Source organism: Pseudofrankia inefficax (assembly GCF_000166135.1).
GTDB lineage: Bacteria > Actinomycetota > Actinomycetes > Frankiales > Frankiaceae > Pseudofrankia > Pseudofrankia inefficax.
Genome location: NC_014666.1, coordinates 2,077,937 through 2,101,078, shown reverse-complemented (window position 1 = coordinate 2,101,078; position 23,142 = coordinate 2,077,937). Strand labels below are relative to the sequence as shown.

The 23,142-nt window shown below is 74.2% G+C and carries 19 protein-coding genes and 1 riboswitch; of the genes, 4 read left to right on the top strand and 15 right to left on the bottom strand.

The annotated features are described in order from the left end of the window. Positions 1 to 16: 16 nt before the first annotated feature. Entirely contained in the window at positions 17 to 1,081 is a 1,065-nt protein-coding gene (argC, locus tag FRAEUI1C_RS08480) for an N-acetyl-gamma-glutamyl-phosphate reductase (protein WP_013422888.1), read from the bottom strand. 238 nt (positions 1,082 to 1,319) lie between these two features. Between argC and FRAEUI1C_RS08475 the strand changes: the two genes are divergently transcribed. From FRAEUI1C_RS08475 to FRAEUI1C_RS36030, 4 genes are all read left to right on the top strand, one after another. Beyond that, entirely contained in the window at positions 1,320 to 2,843 is a 1,524-nt protein-coding gene (locus tag FRAEUI1C_RS08475) for a cellulose binding domain-containing protein (RefSeq protein WP_013422887.1), read from the top strand. 50 nt (positions 2,844 to 2,893) lie between these two features. Further along, complete coding sequence (locus FRAEUI1C_RS08470) at positions 2,894 to 4,102, top strand: beta-1,3-glucanase family protein (protein ID WP_013422886.1); 1,209 nt, start codon at positions 2,894 to 2,896, stop codon at positions 4,100 to 4,102. Between the two features lie 108 nt (positions 4,103 to 4,210). Continuing rightward, a complete protein-coding gene (locus tag FRAEUI1C_RS08465) occupies positions 4,211 to 5,047 on the top strand; it encodes an MbnB/TglH/ChrH family RiPP precursor modification enzyme (RefSeq protein ID WP_013422885.1) in 837 nt (278 codons plus the stop codon). Continuing rightward, positions 5,034 to 5,462 (top strand): SCO6045 C-terminal-like domain-containing protein, encoded by a 429-nt coding sequence (locus FRAEUI1C_RS36030; RefSeq protein WP_232425344.1) that lies wholly within the window; start codon positions 5,034 to 5,036, stop codon positions 5,460 to 5,462. The genes FRAEUI1C_RS08465 and FRAEUI1C_RS36030 overlap by 14 nt, the downstream gene beginning before the upstream one ends. 27 nt (positions 5,463 to 5,489) lie before the next feature. Here the strand turns inward: FRAEUI1C_RS36030 and pheT are convergent, their stop codons facing one another. The 14 genes from pheT to rpe form a co-directional block, all read right to left on the bottom strand. Then, the gene (gene pheT / locus FRAEUI1C_RS08455) at positions 5,490 to 8,006 is read right to left on the bottom strand and encodes a phenylalanine--tRNA ligase subunit beta (protein WP_013422883.1); all 2,517 of its coding nucleotides are present in this window, start codon (positions 8,004 to 8,006) and stop codon (positions 5,490 to 5,492) included. 4 nt (positions 8,007 to 8,010) lie between these two features. Then, on the bottom strand, positions 8,011 to 9,114 hold the full coding sequence (pheS, locus tag FRAEUI1C_RS08450) for a phenylalanine--tRNA ligase subunit alpha (protein WP_049807133.1): 1,104 nt from the start codon (positions 9,112 to 9,114) through the stop codon (positions 8,011 to 8,013). A gap of 242 nt (positions 9,115 to 9,356) precedes the next feature. Continuing rightward, complete coding sequence (locus tag FRAEUI1C_RS08445; RefSeq protein WP_013422881.1) at positions 9,357 to 10,580, bottom strand: sensor histidine kinase; 1,224 nt, start codon at positions 10,578 to 10,580, stop codon at positions 9,357 to 9,359. After that, a complete protein-coding gene (locus tag FRAEUI1C_RS08440; RefSeq protein ID WP_013422880.1) occupies positions 10,577 to 11,503 on the bottom strand; it encodes a TrmH family RNA methyltransferase in 927 nt (308 codons plus the stop codon). The genes FRAEUI1C_RS08445 and FRAEUI1C_RS08440 overlap by 4 nt, the downstream gene beginning before the upstream one ends. Positions 11,504 to 11,558: 55 nt before the next feature. After that, positions 11,559 to 11,942, bottom strand: a complete 384-nt coding sequence (gene rplT, locus FRAEUI1C_RS08435) for a 50S ribosomal protein L20 (RefSeq protein ID WP_013422879.1) — start codon at positions 11,940 to 11,942, stop codon at positions 11,559 to 11,561. Positions 11,943 to 12,179: 237 nt separating this feature from the next. After that, a complete protein-coding gene (rpmI, locus tag FRAEUI1C_RS08430; RefSeq protein WP_013422878.1) occupies positions 12,180 to 12,374 on the bottom strand; it encodes a 50S ribosomal protein L35 in 195 nt (64 codons plus the stop codon). A gap of 141 nt (positions 12,375 to 12,515) precedes the next feature. After that, positions 12,516 to 13,028: a translation initiation factor IF-3 gene (gene infC, locus FRAEUI1C_RS08425; protein WP_374113366.1), complete on the bottom strand. Its 513-nt coding sequence runs from the start codon at positions 13,026 to 13,028 to the stop codon at positions 12,516 to 12,518. 567 nt (positions 13,029 to 13,595) lie between these two features. Continuing rightward, on the bottom strand, positions 13,596 to 14,729 hold the full coding sequence (locus FRAEUI1C_RS40130; RefSeq protein WP_049806853.1) for an SseB family protein: 1,134 nt from the start codon (positions 14,727 to 14,729) through the stop codon (positions 13,596 to 13,598). A gap of 744 nt (positions 14,730 to 15,473) precedes the next feature. Next, positions 15,474 to 16,439, bottom strand: a complete 966-nt coding sequence (locus FRAEUI1C_RS08415; protein ID WP_049806852.1) for a MinD/ParA family ATP-binding protein — start codon at positions 16,437 to 16,439, stop codon at positions 15,474 to 15,476. 2,121 nt (positions 16,440 to 18,560) lie between these two features. Beyond that, positions 18,561 to 19,043 (bottom strand): 6,7-dimethyl-8-ribityllumazine synthase, encoded by a 483-nt coding sequence (ribH, locus tag FRAEUI1C_RS08410; RefSeq protein WP_013422874.1) that lies wholly within the window; start codon positions 19,041 to 19,043, stop codon positions 18,561 to 18,563. Next, positions 19,040 to 20,584, bottom strand: a complete 1,545-nt coding sequence (locus FRAEUI1C_RS08405) for a bifunctional 3,4-dihydroxy-2-butanone-4-phosphate synthase/GTP cyclohydrolase II (protein WP_013422873.1) — start codon at positions 20,582 to 20,584, stop codon at positions 19,040 to 19,042. The genes ribH and FRAEUI1C_RS08405 overlap by 4 nt, the downstream gene beginning before the upstream one ends. Then, entirely contained in the window at positions 20,581 to 21,378 is a 798-nt protein-coding gene (locus FRAEUI1C_RS08400) for a riboflavin synthase (RefSeq protein WP_013422872.1), read from the bottom strand. The genes FRAEUI1C_RS08405 and FRAEUI1C_RS08400 overlap by 4 nt, the downstream gene beginning before the upstream one ends. Positions 21,379 to 21,537: 159 nt before the next feature. Beyond that, positions 21,538 to 21,669, bottom strand: a riboswitch (FMN riboswitch). Between the two features lie 201 nt (positions 21,670 to 21,870). After that, the gene (locus FRAEUI1C_RS08395; RefSeq protein WP_013422871.1) at positions 21,871 to 22,356 is read right to left on the bottom strand and encodes a cytidine/deoxycytidylate deaminase family protein; all 486 of its coding nucleotides are present in this window, start codon (positions 22,354 to 22,356) and stop codon (positions 21,871 to 21,873) included. Positions 22,357 to 22,358: 2 nt separating this feature from the next. Then, the gene (gene rpe / locus FRAEUI1C_RS08390) at positions 22,359 to 23,075 is read right to left on the bottom strand and encodes a ribulose-phosphate 3-epimerase (RefSeq protein ID WP_013422870.1); all 717 of its coding nucleotides are present in this window, start codon (positions 23,073 to 23,075) and stop codon (positions 22,359 to 22,361) included. Positions 23,076 to 23,142: the final 67 nt, after the last annotated feature.

Below are 23,142 nucleotides of genomic sequence, written 5' to 3'. Positions count from 1 at the left end.
GGCGGTTTCGCGGGGTTCAGGGGGCGAGGCCGGTCAGCGGGAGGCCCATGGTCTCCGGCAGGCCGAGCATCAGGTTGGCGCACTGGATCGCCTGGCCGGCGGCGCCCTTGGTCAGGTTGTCGAGCGCCGAGACGACGACGACCCGGTCGGCGTCCTCGTCGTAGGTCGCCTGCAGGTGGACGGTGTTGCTGCCGAGCGTGGCCGAGGTGCGCGGCCACCGGCCGGCGGGCAGCACGGTCACGAACGGCTCGTCGTCGTAGTAGGCGCGCAGGATGCCGGCGACCAGGTCGGCGCCGAGGCCGTCGGTGGAGGCCTTGCCTGTGGGCCTCGCCGTGCAGGTCGCGAGGATGCCGCGCGGCATCGGGGCGAGCGAGGCTGTGAACGACACCCTCACCGTCGCCGCCGGGCCCGGCACGCCGGTGGCTGCGACCTTGGTGAGGTTCTGGACGATCTCGGGCCGGTGCTGGTGGCGGCCGACCTTGTAGGCCGTCACGTCGCCCATCACCTCGGAGCCGAGCAGGCTGGCCTTGGCGGCGCGGCCGGCGCCCGAGGTGCCGCTGGCGGCGACCGTCACCAGGTCCGACGGGTCGATGACGCCGGCGGCGACGAGCGGGGCGTACGCGAGCGTCACCGCGGTCGGATAGCAGCCGGGGGCGGCGACCCGCTCGGCGGCGGCGATGGCGGCGCGGGCGCCGGGCAGCTCGGGCATGCCGTAGGTCCAGGTGCCGGCGTGCGCGCCGCCGTAGGCCTTGGCCCAGGCCTCGGCGCTCTCCAGCCGGAAGTCCGCGCCCAGGTCGACGACCTTGATGCCGGTCGGGATGGTGGCCGCGACCTCGGCGGAGCGGCCGTGCGGCAGCGCCAGGAAGATCACCTCGGCACCGCTCGCGACCGCGGCGGCGGTGTCCACGAACGTCTGCCCATACAGGCTGGGCAGGTGCGGGTGGAGGTCCGCGATGTCCTCGCCGACGTTGGTGTGCGCGGCCACCGCGCCGATCTCGATCTCCGGGTGCGCGAGCAGCAGGCGAAGGAGCTCGCCGCCGCCGTAGCCGCTGCCGCCGATGACCGCCGCTGTCATGCCCATGGCCGCAATTCTATGCACGAAGACGCATGGCCATCCAGTCTTTTTCGATGCCGGTCCGAGCGCCCCGCTCGTTTCGGGTGGTGTGCACCGCCGGGGGATGCCCCCCGTGCCAGGGAACTTCCATTCCAACCACTAAGCCAGTCCTAAGAGACCTTCTCGGCTGCCTCAGGTGAAGCGGCACCGGCCCGCGCGCTGGCTAGCCTCCGGCACCAACGCCCACCGAGGAGGTCACCCCACGATGTGGTCGAAGCAGGGTCGGCACCGCCGGCGCCGCCGCCAGATCATCTCCGGCACGGCGGCCGCGTTGGCCGCGGCGACCGGGCTCGTGCTGGCCCTCACCGTTCCCGGCACGGCCTCGGCTGCCGTCCTCGGCGCTGCCTACACGCGGACGCAGGCCTGGGAGACCGGCTACTCCGCCGACTACACGGTGACGAACACGACCGGGTCCGCCCGCGGGTTCACCCTGGAGTTCGACCTGCCGGCCGGGGCGCGGCTGACCTCGCTGTGGAACGCCCAGTATCAGGTGGGCGGCCAGCACGTGACCGTCACACCCGCGACGTGGCAGCCCGAGCTCGCGCCCGGCGCGGCGGTCGATGTCGGCTTCGTGGTGAGCACGACGGGCACGGTCGCCGACCCGACCGGCTGCCGGATCGATGGCGGCCCCTGCGCGCCGGGCGGCGACCCCGCCGGGCCCACCTCGGCGCCGTCGGCCACCACCGCCGTCCCCCCGGCCACGCCGCCCGCCACCGCGCCGGCCTCACCGCCGGTGACCGAGACGGCCACCGCGCCGCCCGCTACGTCGCAGCCCGCCACCGCGCCGCCGGCGACCGCCTCGCCCGGCGCCGGCTCAAACCGTTTCGCGCCCTACATCGACACCTCGCTGTACCCGCCGTTCGACCTGGTCTCGGCCGCGCGGGCAACCGGAGTGCGGACGTACACGCTCGCGTTCGTGCTTGCCGGCGGGGGCGGCTGCACCCCGAGGTGGGGCGGGGTGTCCGAGCTGAACCAGGACGGGGTGCCAGGTCAGATCGGTCAGCTGCGCGCGCTGGGCGGTGACGTACGGGTCTCGTTCGGGGGCGCGAACGGCACCGAACTCGCGAGCGCCTGCGCCAGCCCGGCCGCGTTGGCCACGGCGTACGGCCAGGTCATCAGCGCCTACGGCCTGAGCCGGGTGGACTTCGACATCGAGGGCGCGGCGCTGTCCGACGCCGCGGCGGTCGACCGGCGTGACCAGGCCATCGCCGAGCTCCAGCGGGACGCGACGGCCCAGGGCCGGCCGCTGGACGTGTCGTTCACCCTGCCGGTGCTGCCCTCCGGACTGACCCAGCCGGGCGTGGCCCTCCTGGAGAACGCGCGGGAGCGCGGTGTCGCAGTCGGCTCAGTCAATGTCATGGCGATGGACTTCGGCGACGGCGTCGCACCGAACCCTGACGGCCAGATGGGCAGCTACGCCATCGACGCGGCAACCGCGACGCAGGCTCAGGTGAAGGGCGTGTTCGGGCTCTCGGACACCGACGCCTGGTCGCGTCTCGCCGTCACGCCGATGATCGGCGTCAACGACACGAGCACCGAGGTGTTCCGTCAGGCTGACGCCCGCCAGCTCGCCGCATTCGCCACCGGCCACGGGCTGGCCTGGTTGTCGATGTGGTCGCTGACCCGCGACCAGCCGTGCCCCGGCGGACCGGCCGGCTTCGCCCAGCCGACCTGCAGCAGCCTCGACCAGCAGCCGCTGGAGTTCACCCGGATCTTCGCCGCCGGCTGAGGACTCTGACCGCCGAGGCCGCGACCGTCCCGCCATCGAGGAGATCTCTGATGCTGAACCGACGCACCCTGCTGGGCGGCGGCGCCGCCGTGCTGGCCGGAGCCTGCATGACCGGCGTCGCCGCCGCCACCCGCGACAGCCGGGCAGACCCAGCACGCCTGGTCGCCACCGACAAGGCAGCGGTCGACATCCCGGCTCATACGCCCGGCACGCCGCTGCCGCTGGTCCTCGTCAACCACACCTACCGGTACGCCAACCGTGACATCTGGTTCTACATCGTCGGCACCGACCTGAGCACCGGGCGGCAGGTCTACGGCCACGCGGACGGCAGCGTCACGCCGGTCGCCCTCGGCGCGGACGGCGCTGACCTCGCGATCCCGCTGGTCGCCGACGGCGACACCGTCGCCGCGATCCCGGTGGGCATGTCCGGGCGGATCTACGTCTCGATCGGGGCCAGGCTCGACTTCCGGATCGTCGCCGACGGGGCCGGCAAGCCGGCACTGCAGTACCCGGTCGGCTGGGTGCGCGACGCGCCCGGCTACGAGGTGCTGCACGACTTCGCCGAGTTCACCTACAACGCGGCCGGGATGTTCTGCAACACCACCATGGTCGACATGTTCAGCGTCCCGCTCCTGCTGCGGCTGCACGGCGACGGTGACCAGACCACCGGCCAGGTCAGGCCCGGCGGCCGGGACGCCCTGTTCGCCGCGCTTCGGGCCGATCCGACGTTCGCCCCGCTGGTCGTCGACGACGTTCGGGTGATCGCCCCCGGGCACGGCATCGAGGCCGGGCTGTTCCCCGCGACTTACTACGACTCCTACGTCGACGCCGTGTGGGACGCCTACCGGTCCCGTCAGCTCGTCGTCGACGCCGCGGCGCGGCGAGTGACCGGGACGGTGATCGGGGACAGGCTCACCTTCGACGGCCGGGTCGCGTCATTCGCCCGACCGAGCAGCCGTGACGTCTTCTTCTGCGACGGCGCGCTGGCCGCGCCCAATGACGGGGTCACCGGGCCGGTCGCGGCGGTGCTCGGGGCCGGGTTCAACCGGTCGACGCTGCTGACCGACGCCGCGCAGCCCGACGCCGATCCGAGCACCTTCTACGGCGACCCGGTCACCAACCACTATGCGCGGGTCCTGCACGAGCAGACCGACAATGGTCACGCCTACGGCTTCGCGTTCGACGACGTCGCCGGGCAGGCCTCCTACGTCGAGGACCACGCGCCGACCCAGCTCACTCTGGTGCTCACCCCATTCTGACGCCCTAGGCGGTGCCGGAACCTCTCCGGAACGCGATCGGCGGTGCGGTCCGGGTCGAGTCGGGGACATTCCGCGGCGGAGCAGGTACGGGCCTGTCAGGATCTGTGGATGACCACGGTGGCCGGGTTCGGGTTCGGGTGGCGCCCGGAGCTGGCCGCGGCGCTCGCCGACCGGGTCGACCTCGGGTTCATCGAGGTGATCGCGGAGCACGTGCCGCTGCGCGGCGCGGCGCGTCCGGCGCCGACGGATCTGGGCGTGCCGGTCGTGGCGCACGGCATCGGGCTCTCGCTCGGCGGCGCCGAGCGGCCGGACCCGGCCCGGCTGCGCCGGCTGGCCGACGTCGCGGCGTCGCTCGGGTCGCCGCTGGTGAGCGAGCACGTGGCCTTCGTCCGAGCCGGCGGGACCGAGGCGGGCCATCTGCTGCCCATCCCCTACAGCCGGGACGCGTTGGACGTGCTCGTCGCCAACGTCCGGATCGCCTGCGACCAGCTTCCCGTGCCGCTGGCGCTGGAGAACCCGGCCGCGCTCGCGCGCTGGCCGGACGACGAGCTGTCCCCTGCCGACTTCCTGACCGAGCTGGTCGAACGCACCGACGCGCTGCTGCTGGTCGACGTCGCGAACTTCCACGGCGACACGGTCAACCATGGCCTCGACGCCGTCGCCACCTTCGACCGGCTGCCGTGGGAACGGGTCGCCTACCTGCACGTCGCCGGCGGGGTCGTGCGCGACGGCCGCTACCACGACACCCATCTGCACCCGGTCGGCCCCGGCCAGCTGGCGCTGCTCGCTGAGGCCGTACGCCGTCTCCCATCGGGCCATCCGCCGGCCTACCTGGTCGAGCGTGACGGCGACTACCCACCCGTCACCGAGTTCCACGCCGAGTGCGACCGCGTCCAGGCGGCTGCGAATGGCGGCCGCGCGGGTGGCGGGCGTGGCGGAAGCTGACCCGAGCGGCGCCAGGGAACGGCTGGCTGCCGGTCAGGCCGCGTTGCTCGCCGCTCTGGTCGACGGCGGCCCGGACCCGGCCGGTTTCGACCAGGGGGCGCTCGACGCGACCCGCCGGGCACTGCTCGACAAGCGCCGAGGCGACGTCGCCCGCCGGTGGCCGGCCCTGGCCGCCGAGCCCGGCTTCGCCGGCAGCTTCAGGGCCTGGGCCGCCGGCCGGCCGACCGAGGGCTCCTACGCCGACGGCCTGGCCTTTGGGCTGGCGCACGGCGCTGATCTGAGCACGGACGCGCGCCGCGAGTTGCTCCGTGCCCGCGCGCAGCGCCGCCGCTTCGCCGTGCTGGTCGACCGCGGGGACGGGCGCACGCTGGTCGCGCTGCGCGCACCCGTCCTCGGAACGGTCATCCCGCGCTGAGAGCCCCGCCGGTGGCCGGGAGGCTCGTCAGGCGCGCAGGGCGGCGCCGGTGCGGCGGGCGGCCTCGGCGACGGCGGCGTCGCGGACACCGTTCGCCTCGTCGGCCGTCAGGGTGCGGTCGGTCGCCCGCAGCCGCAGGCCGAAGGCCAGCGAGCGACGCCCGGCGCCGACCTGGGCACCCTCGAACACGTCGAACAGGGTGAGCGACTCCAGCAGGTCGCCCGCGCCGTCCCGCAGCGCCGTCGACACGTCGGCGACCGGGGTCGCGGCGTCGACCACCAGCGCGACGTCCCGGTCGGCCGGCGGGTACTGCGAGACGACCGGTGCGGGGGCCGCGCCGTGGCGCAGCGCCGCCGCGATCAGGACGTCAGGGGACAGCTCGAACGCGACCGTCCGGGCCGGCAGGTCGAGGTTCGCGATCACCCGCGGGTGCAGCTCGCCCGCGTGCCCGGCGAGCTCCCCGTCGACGTGCAGCGCCGCGCACCGGCCCGGGTGCCAGGGGGCGTGCTCGTCGGCGGTGACGGTCAGCTCGACGCCGACCGCACGGGCGACCGCGTGCGCCGCCGCGACGGCGTCGGCCCAGTCCGCCGGCCGGCCGGGCGTCAACGCGCCCCCGGCGACGCCGGCGGGCTCGCGCAGGCCGGTGAGCACCCCGGCGACCCGCCGGGGCTGCTCGGGCAGCACCGCGTTCAGCGCCGTGATCTCGTCGTCGGTCGGCCGGTCGAGCACCGACGGCGTCGCCACCGGCTCGGCCGGGGCCGGGAGCTCGCGGAACACCTGGCCGATCTCGAACAACGCCAGGTCCGCCTGGCCGCGGCCCAGGTTGCGCACCGCCGCGTCGAACAGCCCGGGGAGCAGGCTGGTACGCAGGTAGGCCGCGTCCTCGGCGATCGGGTTCGCGATCCGCACCGCCGCCCGGCGCCGGTCGCCGGCCGGCAGGTCGAGCGCGTCGGCCACGCCGGCGCCGACGAACGGCAGGGTCATCACCTCGGTGAGGCCCTCGTACGCGAGCGAGCGGGCGATCGCGCGGGTCAGCCGCTGGGACTCGCTGAGCCCCCGGCCGGCGGGCAGCCGCGGCAGCGTCACCGGGATGGTGTCGAAGCCCTCGAGCCGCATGACCTCCTCGACGAGGTCCGCCGGCCTGGTCAGGTCCTGCCGCCACGACGGGGGCGTGACGACCACGACGCCGTCGTCGGCCGGCGCGTCACCGGCCGGCTCGACCGCGCAGCCGACGTCGGCGAGCCGGGTCCGGACGACCTCGTCCGGGTACAGCCGGCCGCCGAGGCGGGTCGGCTCGGACAGCGGGAACCGGACCGTGACCGGCGCGGGCCGGTTGTCGACGTCGGTGGTCCCGGGGGCTGGCTGGCCGCCGGCGAGCTCGCCGAACAGCCGGATCGCCTCCTGCGCCGCCGCGGGCGCCAGCGCCGGGTCGACGCCCCGCTCGAAGCGCCGGGACGCCTCGGAGAACAGCCGGTGGCGCCGGGCCGTGCGGGCGACCGCGAGCGGATCGAAGTGCGCAGCCTCCAGCACGATCTCGGTGGTGGCCGCGGAGATCTCGGTGCTCGCCCCGCCCATGACGCCGGCCAGCGCGATCGGGCCCGAGTCGTCGGCGATGACGAGGTCCTCCGGGTCGAGCGCGCGGTCGACGCCGTCGAGGGTCAGCAGCCGCTCCCCGGCCCTGGCCCGCCGCACGACGATCGCGCCGGTGAGCGTGGCCTTGTCGAAGGCGTGCAACGGCTGCCCGAGGCCGAGCATGACCGCGTTCGTCACGTCGACGGCGGCGGAGATCGGCCGCATGCCGGACAGTGTGAGCCGCCGGGCCCAGCGCAGCGGGGTGACGGCCGCGGGATCGACGCCGGTGATGACCCGGGCGACGTAGCGGTCGCAGGCGGCGGTGTCCTCGACCGTGACTGGGTAGCCGTCGCCCGCCGTAACGGCGGCGGTGGGCGCGCCCGGGTCGTCGAAGGGCAGGCCGAAGGCGGTGGCCGCTTCCCGGGCGATGCCGCGGACCGACAGCCCGTAGCCCCGGTCCGGGGTGACGGAGATGTCGAGCACGTCGTCGGCCAGGTCGAGCAGCTCGGCGACGTGCGCGCCCAGCGGCGCGTCCGGCGGCAGGACCAGGATCCCCTCGTGAGCGTCGCTGATCCCCAGCTCGCGCTCCGAGCAGATCATGCCGTCGGAGACGTGCCCGTAGGTCTTGCGGGCGGTGATCTCGAAACCGCCCGGCAGCATCGCGCCGGGCAGGGCGACCGCGACCCGGTCTCCGACCTCGAAGTTGAAGGCGCCGCAGACGATCCCGCGGACGCCGGACTCCGGGTCGCCGGCGACGGCCTCGGTGACCCGGACCTGGCACCAGCGGACGCTCTTCTTCTTGGCCGCGACCTCCTCGATCGCCAGCACCTCGCCGACGACGACGCCGCCGAGGCCGCCGACCGCCTCCAGGCCCTCGACCTCGAACCCGGCGCGGATCAACGCGTCGGCGACCGCCCCGGCGGGCGGCAGGCCCGGGACCTGCTCCCGCAGCCAGGACATCAGGATCAGCATCGCGTCAGCCCTCGATTCCGAACGGCAGGCTGAACCGGACGTCGCCCTCGACGAAGTCGCGGATCTCGCGGACGCCGTGGCGCATCATCGCGGCCCGCTCCAGGCCCATCCCGAACGCGAAGCCGCTGTACCGGGTCGGGTCGACCCCGGCGGCCCGCAGCACGTTCGGGTCGACCATGCCGCAGCCGCCGGCCTCGATCCAGCCCTCGTCCGAGCAGACCCGGCACGGCTGGTGGGCGGCCTCGCCGCGGCAGTTGAAGCACTGGACGTCGAGTTCGGCGCTCGGCTCGGTGAACGGGAAGTAGTGCGGGCGCAGCCGGGTGTTGAGCCCGGAGCCGAACAGCGCGGCGGCGAACACGTCCAGGGTGCCGCGCAGGTCGGCCATCGTGATGCCCTCGTCGACGGCGAGGCACTCCAGCTGGCCGAACACCGGCGAGTGGGTGGCGTCCACGGTGTCGTTGCGGTACGTCCGCCCGGGGGCGACGACGTAGACCGGCAGCGGGCGCGACAGCAGCGCGCGGATCTGCACCGGTGAGGTGTGCGTGCGCAGCAGCCGGCCGCTGCCCTCCGGCTCGACGAACAGGGTGTCGTGCTCGCTGCGGGCCGGGTGGTCCGGTTCGAAGTTGAGCGCCTCGAAGTTGAACCAGTCGTGCTCGACCTCCGGGCCCTCCGCGACCTCGTAGCCCATGGCCACGAAGGTGTCGACGAGCCGGTCGGACAGCAGCGCCAGCGGGTGGCGGGCGCCGGGACGCCGGCGCGTGGCCGGCATCGTGACGTCGACCCGCTCCTCGACCAGGACGCGGGCGTCCCGCTCGGCGGTGAGCTCGGCGAGCCGGGCGGTGTGCGCGTCGCGGACGGCGCCGAGCGCCTCGTTGACCCGCTTGCCGGTGTCGGCGCGGTTCTCGGGGGCCACCGTGCCGAGCTTCTGGCGGGCCAGCATCAGCGGAGCCGAGCGGCCGTCGACCTGCGCGGTGCGGACCGCCGCCAGGTCGGCGAGGTCGGCGGCCGCGGCGAGAGCGGCGAGCGCCTCGGCCACGGCGGCATCGAGGGCCGCCGGGGCGAGCGGACCGCCGGCGGCGGGCTGCGGATCGGTCATCGTGTCGGTCATCGTCATTCGAGTCCGGTGTCAGCCTTTTGATCGGGTGTGGGCCGGCCCCGCCGCACGCGCATCATCACGTCGACGGGTCGAGACCAGGGTTCCGGGTCGTTCGGCGAAGCCCGCCGGGCACACCAGCGGACAGCCGGGATGTCTGCGAGCACATCACAGGCGTTCGGGAAGCCGAACCAGAGGTCGGCGACCAGGCTTGGCCTCCTCGGCCTCGCCCGCCGGAGCGTTCGCGGTGCTTCGGCTCAGCCGAAGACCGGGGCGCCGGCGGGCAGGGCAAATCGGAACTCCGCGCCGCCGCCGGGAGCCCGGCCGACCACGATCGTGCCGCCGTGCGCCTCGATCAGCGCCTTCGCGATGTAGAGCCCGAGCCCGGTGCCGTTGCCCCGGCTGGCCCCACGCCAGAACTTGGTGAAGACCCGGCCCGCGTTGGCCTCCGGCACACCGTCACCCTCGTCGGCCACGCTCACCTCGGCTCCCGTCTCCGTGCCGCGCAGTACGACAGTCACGGTACCCGCTCCATGTCGCAGAGCGTTGTCGACGAGGTTGTGCAGCACCTGCTCGATCTTGTCCGGGTCGATCCACATCTCCGGCAGCTCGTCGTCGATGTGGACGATGAACCGCTCCGCTCCGGCGGCACCGGCGGCGACCTTGCCCTGCAGCACCCGGGTGAGGATGACCTTGGGGTCGGCGATCTGCTTGCGCAGCTGGATGCGGCCGGCGTCGATCCTGGAGACGTCGAGCAGCTCGGTCAGCAGCCGGGTCACCCGGTCGGCGTCCGTGTTGACCGTGTTGAGCATGAGCTTCTTCTGCTCGTCGGTGAACCGCTCCCACTTGGCCAGCAGCGTCGCCGTGAAGCCCTTGACGCTGGTCAGCGGCGAGCGCAGCTCGTGCGCGACCGTGGCGACCAGATCGGAGCGGTTGCGCTCGATGCGCTCCCGGCTGGCCGTGTCGCGCAGGCACAGCGCGACCTGGACAAGCCGCCCGGCCTGCCGGGTGTAGCGCACCGTCACGTTGAAGTCGTGGTCGCGCGTCGGGCCGGCATACGTGAGGCGTCGCTCCGGCTGGCCGGTGACACGCGGCAGCCGCCGGCCCGCGGTCGAGGCCTCCCACCAGTCGTTGCCCCGCTCGTCGACGAGCGGCAGCACCTCGGTGACGTGCCGGCCGCTGACCGATCCCGCGTCGACGTCCATGAGGTTCGCCGCGGCGGCGTTGAAGACAAGCACGACGCCGTCGGCGTCGGTCAGCACGACCGCGTCCGGGAGACCGTCGTACGCCGTGGCCGACGCGGCAGTCACCGACCCGGCCGGGGCTCCGGACGAGTCGGTGGCTGCCGCGGCGTCAGGCGCTCCAGCCGTCGCGGGGCTGGCGTCCGCGCTGCCGGGCTCGCCTGCCGAGCCCGTGACGTCCTCCGGGCCGGCGGCCTGCCCACCGACGCGGGTGGGCGCCGAGGTGACCGTATGCGTCACCGTCGTTCACCTCCCCCGGTGCCGTGCGTACCGGATCTGGCCATTCTCCGCGCCCGGGCGGACGCGTAAAGACAGAGAGCCGTCGCGACCGCAAGATTCAACGACTCGGCCTGACCGTACACCGGCACCCGAAGTACCGCGTCCGCGGCGGCCAGAGCATCCGGGGACAGACCGTGTGCCTCGTTGCCGAACAGCCACCCGGTCGGGCCATCGAGCTCGCCCGCGTCGGCCGCCTCGTAGAGGTCACGGGCGCCGTGGCCGGAGGTCGCTACCACCCGGCAGCCGTTGGCGCGCAGCCAGTCGACGGCGACGCCGAGGTCCGGTTCCATGACGACGGGCAGGTGGAAGAGGCTGCCGGCGCTGGAGCGGACGCACTTGCCACCGAAGGGGTCGACCCCGTCGCCCGCGAAGACGACGGCGTCCGCGCCGGCCGCGTCCGCGGTCCGGATGACGGTGCCGGCATTGCCCGGGTCGTTCGCGGCCACACAGACCGCGACCAGGGACGGGCGGACCATGCCAGCCTGTCCCAGTTGTCCTGTCCCGCCCGCCGGCCGGGTCGCTTCGCCGGCGGGCCGGCCACGCAGACCGGTGAGATCGGCGAGCCTGGTGGCGGGAAGGGTGGCGACGCCGACCAGGCCCTGCGGGGTGACGGTCTCGGACAGCGCCGCCGCGGCCGGATCCGTGACGGGCCGAACGGGCACTCCGGTGCCGGCCACCTTCGCCACGAGCTCGCCGAACCGTGCGGCGGCCGACTCCCCGACGAAGAGGTCGGTGAGCCGGCCGGTCGCGAGCGCGGCCTCCACGGCCTGGAAGCCCTCGGCGAGAAAGCGCCCCTCGGCCCGCCGGGCCGAGGGGCGACGCAGCCGCCGGGCCGCCACGACACTGGCTGCCCGGGGTCCCAGCGGCTGGGGGCCCCTCAACACTGGGCCTCTCTCAACGCTGGGCTTCTCAACGGCGTGGTCACCGCCGACGCGGCGATCAGGCCGCCGACGACTCCGAGGCCACCGGAGGCACCGCGGCGCGGGCGACCTCGACGAGCGCGGTGAACGCGGCCGCGTCGTTGACCGCCAGGTCGGCGAGGATCTTGCGGTCGACCTCGACGCCCGCGACCTTCAGACCCTGGATGAAGCGGTTGTAGGTCATGCCGTTGGCGCGCGCGGCCGCGTTGATGCGGGTGATCCACAGCTGCCGGAAGTCGCCCTTGCGGGCGCGACGGTCCCGGTAGGCGTAGTTCATCGAGTGGAGCATCTGCTCCTTGGCCTTGCGGTACAGCCTGGACCGCTGGCCGCGGTAGCCGCTCGCCTGCTCAAGGGTGGTGCGACGCTTCTTCTGGGCGTTGACTGCCCGCTTCACGCGTGCCATGAGGGCACTGTCTCCTAACGTTCTTCGTGGCCGGCAGCCGGGTCTCCGAAGGGAGCACCCGGAACAGCCAACCGGTCACCTGGCGGTTCCCCTCGCCGCGCGGCCAGATCCGGCCGGTGGCTCGGTCCGTGCATGGCGAGAGGATCAGCCCAGCGCGCTCGATCCAGCCCCAACGGGCCGGATCATCGCGGCGAGCAGTTAACCCAGAGCCTCGAAACGAGGGTTCGCTCGCCCTGTCTAGCGAGCCAGCATGCGCGAGATGCGACGGTTGTCCGCGGGGGCGAGCGCGACCTCGTTGTTGAGCCGACGGGTGCGACGGCTCGTCTTGTGCTCGAGAAGGTGAGCGCGGTTGGCCCGACGGCGCATGATCTTGCCAGAGCCGGTGACGCGGAACCGCTTGGAGGCGCCGCTGTGCGGCTTCATCTTGGGCATGTCGAGTCTCGTGTCCTGATGTAGTTGGAACCTGGCATGTCTTCGGCGACCGCGCCTGGGGCAGCGTCAGGGCCCCGCATTCCGGCAGTGGACATCATGGGCCAGCGCCCGGCCGCCCTGTGCCCCCGGCTCCGAACCGCCCTAGCGCGCGGGCTCGGGCTCGGGCCGTCGCTGGCTGGCGCCCTTGTGGGGGGCCATGACCATCGTCATGTTCCGCCCGTCCTGCTTGGGCTGGGCCTCGACGTACCCCAGTTCGGCGACGTCGGTCGAGAGCCGCTGCAGCAGCCGGATACCGAGCTCCGGCCGCGACTGCTCCCGGCCGCGGAACATGATGGTGATCTTGACCTTGTCGCCGGCCTTGAGGAAGCGCACGACGTGACCCTTCTTGGTCTCGTAGTCGTGCGGGTCGATCTTCGGCCGGAGCTTCATCTCCTTGATGACCGTCTGGACCTGGTTCTTCCGAGCCTCGCGACGCTTCTGGTCGGACTCGTACTTGAACTTCCCAAAGTCCATGAGCTTGCAGACGGGCGGCCGGGCGGTCGGCGCGACCTCGACGAGGTCAAGATCTGCCTCCTGCGCCAGCCGCATGGCCTCCTGGATCGAGACGATGCCGATCTGCTCGCCCTCCGCGCCGACGAGGCGAACCTCGGGCACGCGGATGCGGTCGTTGATGCGTGACTCTGTGCTGATCTGGTTTCCTCCATGGCTCGACGCGCGGGTATGACCTCACCGCAGCGGAGCACCAAGCCCGGAAATCCGAGCTCCCGGCCGATGTCCGTTCCCAAAGGGAACGACTCGACCGACCGGCGACCCGGTCACCTTCAGGGGCTGATCGACGGATCCGATCGGCCAGACCCGGCACCTGGGTGCCGGGCGGTGACTCGGGTGGAGGGCGAACCCCCGCTTGGTCCTGTCGACCACCTGGGGCAACCCGCGCGGGCTGTTCCAGGCGCCGCCCCGGTGAGGGCGTAGCGCGACACGTACAGGTCGCTCACCTGAGACGCCCAGGCGACTGGTGCGCTGGCCGTGGCCGCCAGCCTCGCGGCTGAGCAGCCGTGCCTGGCGCCCCCAGGCCTGAACACCGTCACCAGGCCTGGAACACCCGGAAGCGGAACCCTGTGCCGACCGTCGACAGGCGGTCCGAGCCAGCGTAGCAAACCGACTGCCCTAGGTTGAGGCTGGCGGACCTCCTGCCGTGCGGTCAGGACGAACGCCCCGCGCTCAGGCCGGCGCTGCCCGCCGGCGCCAGCGTCGTGCCACGAGGCCACGGCCGAGGTTCCCGCGCAGCGCCGCGGCCTGCGTCGCGTCGACGAACACCACCGCCGGCGCGGGCTGGTTCGCGTCCACGAGGACGGCGGCCCGCAGCCGGCGCGCGATCTCGTCGAACCGCGTGTCGTCGTCTGGACCGTCCACTGGGACGGCTACGGCGACGGCCGGCCCAGCCGCGGCCGCCCCTGGGCCGGTCACCAGGTCGGCCTGCCAGAGCCGGGCGCCGCGAGCGAGCCCGGCGGCGGCCAACGCGTCCAGCTCGGCAGCGACCCGCGATCGCAGACGCTCATCCCACGGCCGCGCCGCCGGCCTGAGTCCGGTCGCCGCCCCGGTTGCCGGATCGGTCGCCGGCCCGGTCGTCGGCCCGGTCGTCGGACCGGGCAGGTCCGGCCCGCGGCCGTGGCCACCGCCGTGGGAACCCGCGGCCGTTGGTGAGCCTCCCGCCGCGTTGGCGGGGGTCGATGCGCTCGGGCCCTCCGACTCGGCCGAACCCCCCATCTCGGTCCCGGGCCCTGCCTCGACCCGAGGCCCCGCCTTGATCCCGAGCCCCGCCTCAGTCCCGGGTCCCGCCTTGATCCCGGGCTCCACCTCGGTCCCAGGCCCCGCTCCGGCCTGGGGCGCTGCCCCGGGCGCGTCGGCGAGGGCGCTGACGTCGAGGGTGGCCGTTACCGGGCCGGCGACGTCGACGACCACGGACCGATGACCCAGTCGGGCCGCCTCGGCGCACGCGTCCAGCGCGGCGACCGGCACCGGCCTGGCCTCAGAGCGCCACGCGGACAGAGCGGCCGCGCTGCTGAACACCGGCAGCGCCGTCGCCCCGGACGGCAGCCGCAGGGTGGCCAACACCATCTCGGACCGCTTCTCGCCGCGGAGCTCCGGCCTGCCCGGGTGCCGGTGACCTTGGGCCGGCTCGTCGGCCGGGTCGGCGAGCTCCAGCAGCCGGGACTCGACACCGACGAAGACGCGGGCATCGGCCAGCGCTCCGGCGACGGCGACCTCGTCGCCCGACTCCAGCGCCGCCCGCAGCCGTGGGTCCGCCTCGCCGGCGTCGCCCTGCCCCGGCGGGGTCATCAGGTCGCCTGCCACCGGCCAACCCTATGGTCCGATGCCCTCGCGTCGACACTGGCCGGTCGCCGATCGCCATTTCGGCCGTTCTCGGGACCCTGCCGGCTCTGAACCCTGCCGGCTTGTCCGAGTCCTGAGTCTGTGTCTGTCATAAGTGGTGGCGGTCTGTCATACGTGGTGGCGGCGAATCTCGCCTGTGGCCGACCGTCCGATAGGACTCAAGGTCTGGCACGCGAACCTTGGTGCGAGTGGCGCCGGGCATCCGGACAGGGCGGACCGGGCGGCGGTGCGCCACACGTCTCCGGTGACTCCTCAGGTTGGCGGTCGCGCCAATTTCCATACGTGATCGCGGATCTTCGTCGGCATCCGGCGGACAGAACCGGAAAGATCGCGAACCTGGTATGGATAAAAGACTCATATGGGACGCCGGTCGACTATTTCGATACCAGACCGGCGATCATCGCACCTCGGCGCGCCACCGACCGTCGATGATCGCCAGCCTGGTACGGAAACCGGCGCGGAGCATCCATAGCGACGGCGACACTCCGTAGCGACGGCGACACGATCATCTCCTGGCGAGCGGCCCACCAGTTCCCCCTGCGCATCCGGTGATCAAGGACGCCTGATCACTCGTTGCGCAGGCAAGACGGCGCGCGGCACCCCAATTTGCCCTCTCTAATCCCTGCCAATTCTCGATCAAGGTGCCGCAGCTGGCCGGATGCTCGGCGTCTGCGCAGGCAAGGTGGCGCTTCGGCAGCGCCGGGTTCAGGGGCGGTCGGCGCGCGAGCTGGGCACGGTGGGCGTGTCAGGCGGATCGAGCCGCGACCGCGAGCCCGGCCGGGCCCCCGGGCCTGGGATCGCCGGAGCCTGGGACTGGGACTGCGCCCGAGCCGGGTCCACGGGGCCGAGCGGGGCCTCGTCGACCGTCTCGGCGAGCAGCATGAACGCCTCCCGGGTACGCGGGCGCAGCTGCTCCCAGACCAGGGGCGCGCCGCCCGAGAGCGTCGGGTCGAACGGGATCGTCACCGTCGCGTGCACGGTCTCGACCAGCTCCGGCGGCTCCGCCGGCCCACCGCGGAACCGGGCACGGGCCCGAGATCCTGCGCGGGCCGACGCCGGTCCGGCGGACCCGGGCATCGTCTCGACGTAGGCGACGACGGCACCACCCGGCAGGTCGGCCCGCGCCGAGGCCAACGCGGTCAGCGCGTCCTGGGCGCAGCCGACCTCGGTGAACCGCGTCGGCTCGGCGCCCGCCGTCCGCGCGAGGCCCCGCCGGTTGCGCGCGACAGGCTCGGCCCGCGCGGTGAGCACGACCGTGTCCGCGCGGGCCAGCAGCACCGCCGGCACGGGCTGGGTCCAGCCGGGCGGGCCGTCGATGACCAACGTCGGGAAGAGCCGTTCGAGCAGGTCGACCACCCAGGCAGCCTCCGCGGCGGTCAGCCCGGGGCCGGTGAGGTCGCGCAGCCCGGGCAGCACCTCCAGACCGGAATCGCCGGCCGTCGCCAGGAATCGGCGGGCCTCGGTGAGCGACCCGACCGACGGGGTGGCAGCAAGCTCGCGCAGGCCGACGCCGCGGCCGGGAACGCCGGCGCGGTCCGCGAGCGGGCCGCCCTGGTCGGGGCAGGCATCGACGGCGACCACCCGGCCACCCCGCAGGGCGGCCAGCGCCATCCCGAGGCCGACCGCGACGGTGGTCCGCCCGCTGCCGCCGCCGAATCCACCGACGAGCACCCGTCGACCGTCCACCCGGGTCGCCGGGACAGGAGCGAGAACTCCGCGCCCCGCGAGCTCGATTCCGCGCCGCCAGGCGGCCGCGAACGCCTCCGGCGACCCCGCCGGCTGACGGGACGACGTCTCCCAGGCCCAGGCGGCCGCGGACCCTCCCGGCGCCGGCCAGGCCGCCCCAGGCACCTCGGGCGCGGACCAGGCCGGTGCGGGCCAAGCCGGTGCGGGCCAGGCTGGCGCAGGCACCGGCGCGGCGGAGGCCCGCGGGCTGACCGCCTCCGGCAGCACCGGGTGCGCCGGATGGGCCGGTGTAGGCCACGGCGACGGCGCGGCCGGGCCGGGTGGGGGGACCGCCGGGGGGTGTGCGGGCGGAGGCGCTGAGGGCCGGGCGGGCGCCGGGCCAGCCACGGCCGGCGGTGGGTAGACGACCGGGACGGAATGACTCGGCGCGGGCGACGGCGCGGGTGGCCCCTCGGGCGCCTCGCCGGGCGGCGGGAACGACGGGCGCGGCGGGCCGTAGCCGAACCAGACGCGCGGCCGGTCCTCGGCGCCGGCCGGGCTCGCCGCGGCGTCGCCGGGCTGGCCGGACCGGTCCGAACCTGGCTGGCTGGCCCGCGGCGTCCCCGGCCCATCAGGCGTCGCCCGCGAAGCCGACGCGGCGGGTGAGACGCGGTCTCCTGGCTGCAGCCAGGCCGCATAGCCGCTCTGGTCCACGCTGTCCGGCCACCCGTCGGCGCCGGGGGGGCTGGACGGTTCCTGCGACGACGTGGAAGCCGCCGACGCGCGGGGACCGGACGGCGTGACGGGACCAGACGGCGTGACGGGACCAGACGGCGTGACGGGACCAGACGGCGTGACGGGATCGGACAGCGTGACGGGAGCGGACAGCGAGGCCTGGTCGAACCGCGCCTCGAGATCAACCGGCGCCCTGAGATCAGTGGGCGTCGCGAGGTCACCCGGCAACGCGAGGTCCGCCGAACCGGCACGATCAGGCGGACTGGCACTATCAGGCACCACGGTGCCGTCCCGCGCCACCGCACCGCCGAGCTCCCCCACGCCGCCGTCGGGCCGAGCGACGTCGTCGTCGGACCTACCAGCGCCGTCGGGCCGAACAGCGCCGTCGGGCCGAACAGCGTGAGCGGGCCGGCTCACGGGGTCAGGCCGGCCGACAGGGTCAGGCGTCGCGACAGGCTCGTCGGAGCGGATGGGTGGTGGGACGGCGACCTCAGTGTCAACAGGAGTGTCAGCAGGCCGCGCCGGGCCAGGGGGTCCCCACCAGGAGCCGCGCGGCCGGTCCGTCGGGGCCGGGACGAGCCCGACGTCGGGGACCCACCCGCCCACAGCCAGGGGCGCGGGCGGCTCGTCCGCCCGAGCGGAGGGACCGGGGCTCGCCTGGGCGTCGGTCGGCGCCGGGCCCGCGACGGCCCGGACCGGAGGCGCCACCGCCGGCGGCGGCAACGCGGGCCGAGGGGCCGGGCCGGGGCGGGGCGGCGGCGCTACCGCCGGGCGCGCTGGCTTCGAAGGCACCGCGGACGCCGAAGGCGACGAGGCCACGACCGGATGCGAGGCGGTCGGTTGGGTGGCGGCCGGGTGGGAGGACGACGGGTCACGCTCCAGGGGGACGGCCGCCAGGCGACGGTCCCCGGCCCGGGGGTTCGAGGCGGTGGCGCGGGCCCGCGACGACGGCCGACGGACCATCGCGCGCTCGCCGGACCCGTCCGACAGGCGCATGCCCAGCAGCGAGACGGGACGAGCGTCGCCGCCCCCACCGGGGGCCGGCACCGTCACGGTCCCGCCGACGCCGGTGTCGCCCGACTCGTCCGCGGGCTCGGGAGACCCGGACTCACCGGGTCTGGCCTGGCCAGACGGGGTCGAGGCCGGCTCGCCGTCGCCGTCGCCCGTCACCGGCGCCACGCGCACGCCACGTCACCCCGCTCCCCAGCCGATACCGCCCCCTGCGCAACCACGGGGTCAACTATCACCGCTGACCCACGTTCGGTGCCGCAACGCAAGGAGACCGATACACCGAGACAACACGGTCTCTCGTCGTACCCCGTCAGACAAGTCCGATGGCGTCCGCGTTGTCCTGGTCACCAGGCTCGTGGCGAAAGAAGCGAGAAATCGGCCTCAGGCGAGCGGCTGGAGCTCGGTGAGCACGAGGGCGGTCTCGAGGGCCGCGAGGGCCGCCTCACGGCCCTTGTCCTCCACGGATCCGGGCAGGCCGGCCCGGTCCCTGGCCTGCTCGACCGTGTCGCAGGTGAGCACGCCGAAGCCGACGGGCACGCCGTTGTCGAGGCTGACCCGCAGCAGTCCCTCGGTGACGTACTTGCAGACGTAGTCGAAATGGGGGGTGCCACCGCGGATGACCACCCCGAGCGCGACCACCGCGTCGTGATGGGCCGCCAGCCGGTCGGCGACGACCGGCAGCTCGACGGCGCCCGCCACCCGGACGACGGTCGGCTCGACCACGAGCTTCACGTCCTGCGCGGCGCGCAGCGCGCCCTCCAGCAGCGCGTCGGTGATCTCACTGTGCCACCGGGTGGCGACGATCCCGAGGCGTACCTCGGACGCCTCCGGCAGCACCTCCTGTGGTGCCCCGAACCCACTCACCGACCGTCCCCTCCTCGGCTGGCCTCGGCCACCCGACGGTGACCGGTGAGCCGCCCGCGAACTCGCCCGTTGCCACTGGTGCCATTGCCACTGGTGCCGTTGACGTTCCCACGCCCGGCGGTCGCGCCGTCGGCCGCCTCGCCGCGGGCGTCGGCGTCCGTGTCCAGGGCGTCGGCGGCGGTGGCGACCGCCTCGGCCACGGCCTGCGCGACCACCTTGACCGGGACGGCGGGCACCGCGGCGGCGACCGCCTCCGCGACAGCGTCCGCCACCACATCGGGCAGCTCAGGAAGGCCAGGGATGTCGTGGCCCATCCGGTCCCGCTTGGTGGTGAGGTAGCGCAGGTTCTCCGGTGTGTGCGCGACGGGCAGCGGGACCCGCTCGACGATGCTCAGCCCGTAGCCCTCCAGCCCGGCCCGCTTGGCCGGGTTGTTGGTCAGCAGCCGCATCCCCCGCACGCCCAGGTCGACGAGGACCTGCGCGCCGACGCCGTAGTCCCGGGCATCGGCCGGCAGGCCCAGCGCCAGGTTGGCGTCGACCGTGTCATGCCCGGCGTCCTGCAGCTGGTAGGCGGCGAGCTTGTGCATGAGGCCGATGCCGCGGCCCTCGTGCCCGCGCATGTAGAGCACGACGCCGCGGCCCTCGGCGGCGACCATCCGCAGCGCGGCGTCCAGCTGGGCGCCGCAGTCGCAGCGCAGCGAGCCGAACACGTCTCCGGTCAGGCACTCGCTGTGCACCCGGACCAGGACCTCCGCGCCGTCGCCGATCTCGCCACGGATGAGCGCGACGTGCTCGACCCCGTCGAGCGTGCCGCGGTAGCCGATCGCGCGGAAGGCGCCGTACTTGGTCGGCAGGCTCGCCTCCGCGACACGGACGACCTGCATCTCGGTCCGCCGCCGGTAGGCGACCAGGTCCGCGATCGAGATGAGGACCAGCCCGTGCTCGCGGGCGAAGACGACGAGCTGGGGCAGCCGGGCCATCGTGCCGTCGTCGTTGACGATCTCGCAGATCGCCCCGGCGGGCCGCAGGCCGGCGAGCCGGGCCAGGTCGACGGCCGCCTCGGTGTGGCCGGGGCGGCGCAGCACGCCGCCCTCGCGGGCACGCAGCGGGAAGATGTGGCCTGGCCTGGACAGGTCGGTGCTCACGGTCGCGGCGCCGGCGAGCAGCCGCAGCGTGTGGGCCCGGTCGGCGGCGGAGATCCCGGTGCTGACGCCCTCGCGGGCGTCGACCGACACGGTGAAGGCCGTGCCCATCCGCTCGGTGTTCGTCGGGACCATCTGGCCCAGGTCGAGCCGGTCGGTCTCCTGCTCGGTCAGCGGCGCGCAGATCACCCCGGAGGTGTGGCGCACCATGAACGCGACCAGCTCCGGCGTCGCCATCTCGGCGGCGAAGATCAGGTCGCCCTCGTTCTCCCGGTCCGCGTCGTCGACGACGACGACGGCCCGGCCGGCGCGGATCGCGGCCACCGCGTCCTCCACCGTGCCGAAGGCGCTGGTCAGATCCTCGGCTGGCGGTGTCGCGCACACGGTGGTCGCGCTCATCGGTCGGCTCCCTTCAGGCTGGCGGCCGTCGGGCGGGCGGCCTCGGGCGAGTCCGCCCGCGGCGGGCCGACGGGTGGTGCGGGCAACTGCGGGGACGGGTCCAGTCGCCCCACCGTGGTGGGCAGCTGGCCGAGAACCGCGCCGGCCACCTGGCCGAGGACGGGAGCGGCGAGCTTCTCCACGTACTTGGCGACGACGTCGACCTCAAGGTTCACCAGCGCGCCGACATTCCGGGCGCCCAGCGTCGTGTCGGCGAGTGTCGTCGGGATCAGGCTCACGGTGAACGACGCGGGCAGGTCGGCGGTGGCGGGTGTGACGTCGACGACGGTGAGGCTCACGCCGTCGACGGTGATGGAGCCCTTCTCGACGAGGTAGCGGTCGAGCCCGGCCGGCAGCGCGATCCGCACGACCTCCCAGTGCTCGTCCGGCGCTCGGTCGGCGATCGTGCCGACGCCGTCGACGTGCCCCTGGACCAGGTGGCCGCCGAGCCGGTCGGCGAGGCGCACCGGGCGTTCCAGGTTGACCCGGTCGCCGGCCGTCAGCGCGCCGAGCGCCGAGCGCCGCAGCGTCTCCAGCATCACGTCGGCGGTGAAGACGCGGGTGCCGGTGCGCGGATCGACCTCGCCCGGCGGCGTGAAGGAGGTGACAGTGAGACAGACGCCGTTGACGGCGATCGACGCGCCGTGGCGCACGTCTTCCAGTACGGCCGTGGAGCCGATGGTCAGCTCGGCCGCGGTGGCGTGCTCGGTGACCGCGGCGACAGTGCCGAGTTCCTCGACGATGCCGGTGAACATCCGACCTGCGTCCTTCCCGTCCGGCGCCCGTGCCGGGGGGAAACGAGGGAAGGACGTCACGCAGGGTCCACGGGCGGCACCGGGCCATCCGGCGCATCGCCGGATGCCGACGCCGCGACGCACGCCAGCCGGAACGGATCCGCCCAGCGCCACGGGGCCCCGCGCGCTGCCTCCCATCCGGACTTTCACCGTCGGTCCCGGAATTCCACCAGGTCCACCGCCCACCAACGGTGGGACGGGTCGCGGACTGTTACCGCCGGCTCGGAATTTCACCGACCCCGGAGCGCGCGTGCTGCTGTGGTCTCCCCGCCGACGGTGGCGACCGCGGCCGGGAGGTGTTGGAACTTGCCTACTGGTAAGTCTGGCACACAAGCCGGGCCAACGCGGCAGCTCACCGGTCAGATATGCCGTAGTAGACACATTTGCGAGGTTCAGCGGTAACAGTCAGGTGACCAACCTCACGCGGTGCCGCGGCGGCCGGTCTCCCCGGCGTCAGTCGGCGAGCAGGTGGGCGTTGGCCGCGCGTACGCCGGCCGCGAGGTCGGGCCGCTCGACGACCGTGACGCCGGCGGCGGCGAGCAGTTCGGCGCCCTGACAGTCGACGAAGAGCGCCGGCTCACGCCAGGCGAAGACGACCCGGCCGATGCCTGCGGCCAGTGTCAGCTCGGTGCAGGTCCTTGGCCTGGAGGCCCGCGCGCTGCACGGCTCCAGCGAGCTGTAGAGGGTGGCGCCGGCCAGCCGCGGGTCGCCGGGCGCGAAGCCGCGCAGGGCCGCCTCCTCCGCGTGGTCACGCGGGTCGCCCGCCCGGGACCAGCCCTCGGCGAGCACCGTCGCGCCGTCCGGGCCGACGATCACCGCGCCGACCGAGAAGGCCGTCCGCGAGGGCGGGCACCGCAGGGCCAGCTCAACGGCGTACTCCAGCCAGTGCCCGTCGGCGTCGCCCGCGCCCGTCTCGGCGGCATGCGTCTCGGCAGCCACAGTCAGGCCGTCGTCGCCCGTTCGGGCATCTCCCGACGGGGCGGAGCGAGCCGCGGCGAAGCGCGCAGCGCCTGCGCCCGCAGCGCCTCGACGGCCGCGCCCGGGTCCGCGAGGCCGTAGACGGCGGTGCCGGCCACGAACACGTCCACCCCGGCGGCGGCGGCCCGCTCGATCGTCTCCGCGTTGACGCCGCCGTCGATCTGCAGCCACAGGTCCAGGCCGCGCTGGTCCAGCAGCCGCCTGGCCGCCTGGATCTTCGGCAGCACGCTGTCCATGAACGTCTGGCCGCCGAAGCCCGGCTCGATCGTCATCAGCAGCAGCAGGTCGAAGCGGTGCAGGTCGTCGGCGTAGCCCTCGACCGGCGTGGCCGGCTTGACGGCGAGACCGGTGCGGGCGCCGGCGGCGCGGATCGCCTCGGTGGTCCGCGGCAGGTTCTCGACCGCCTCGGCGTGGATGGTGACGTTCGCCGCGCCCCGCTCCGCGAAGCCCGGGGCCCAGCGGTCCGGGTCGGAGATCATCAGGTGGCAGTCCAGCGGCGTCTCGGTCGCGGCGCGCAGCGCGGTGACGGTGTCGCCGGAGAAGGCCAGGTTGGGGACGAAGTGATAGTCCATGACGTCGACGTGCAGCCAGTCCGCCCGGCCCTCGACCGCCCGGGCCGCGTCCGCGATCCGGCCGAAGTCCGCGGCGAGCAGGCTGGGATAGATCTGCGCGATGGCCACCCTGCGAGGGTATGACGGGCACCGGGACGCCCGTCGGGACGCGTGCCCGGCCGTAGCATGGAGCCAA

Coding starts and splice junctions, on each gene's coding strand:
- argC (WP_013422888.1), bottom strand. CDS start 1,081: ATGGGCATGACAGCGGCGGTCATCGGCGGCAGCGGCTACGGCGGCGGC.
- FRAEUI1C_RS08475 (WP_013422887.1), top strand. CDS start 1,320: ATGTGGTCGAAGCAGGGTCGGCACCGCCGGCGCCGCCGCCAGATCATC.
- FRAEUI1C_RS08470 (WP_013422886.1), top strand. CDS start 2,894: ATGCTGAACCGACGCACCCTGCTGGGCGGCGGCGCCGCCGTGCTGGCC.
- FRAEUI1C_RS08465 (WP_013422885.1), top strand. CDS start 4,211: ATGACCACGGTGGCCGGGTTCGGGTTCGGGTGGCGCCCGGAGCTGGCC.
- pheT (WP_013422883.1), bottom strand. CDS start 8,006: ATGCTGATCCTGATGTCCTGGCTGCGGGAGCAGGTCCCGGGCCTGCCG.
- pheS (WP_049807133.1), bottom strand. CDS start 9,114: ATGACCGACACGATGACCGATCCGCAGCCCGCCGCCGGCGGTCCGCTC.
- rplT (WP_013422879.1), bottom strand. CDS start 11,942: ATGGCACGCGTGAAGCGGGCAGTCAACGCCCAGAAGAAGCGTCGCACC.
- rpmI (WP_013422878.1), bottom strand. CDS start 12,374: ATGCCCAAGATGAAGCCGCACAGCGGCGCCTCCAAGCGGTTCCGCGTC.
- FRAEUI1C_RS08405 (WP_013422873.1), bottom strand. CDS start 20,584: ATGAGCGCGACCACCGTGTGCGCGACACCGCCAGCCGAGGATCTGACC.
- FRAEUI1C_RS08400 (WP_013422872.1), bottom strand. CDS start 21,378: ATGTTCACCGGCATCGTCGAGGAACTCGGCACTGTCGCCGCGGTCACC.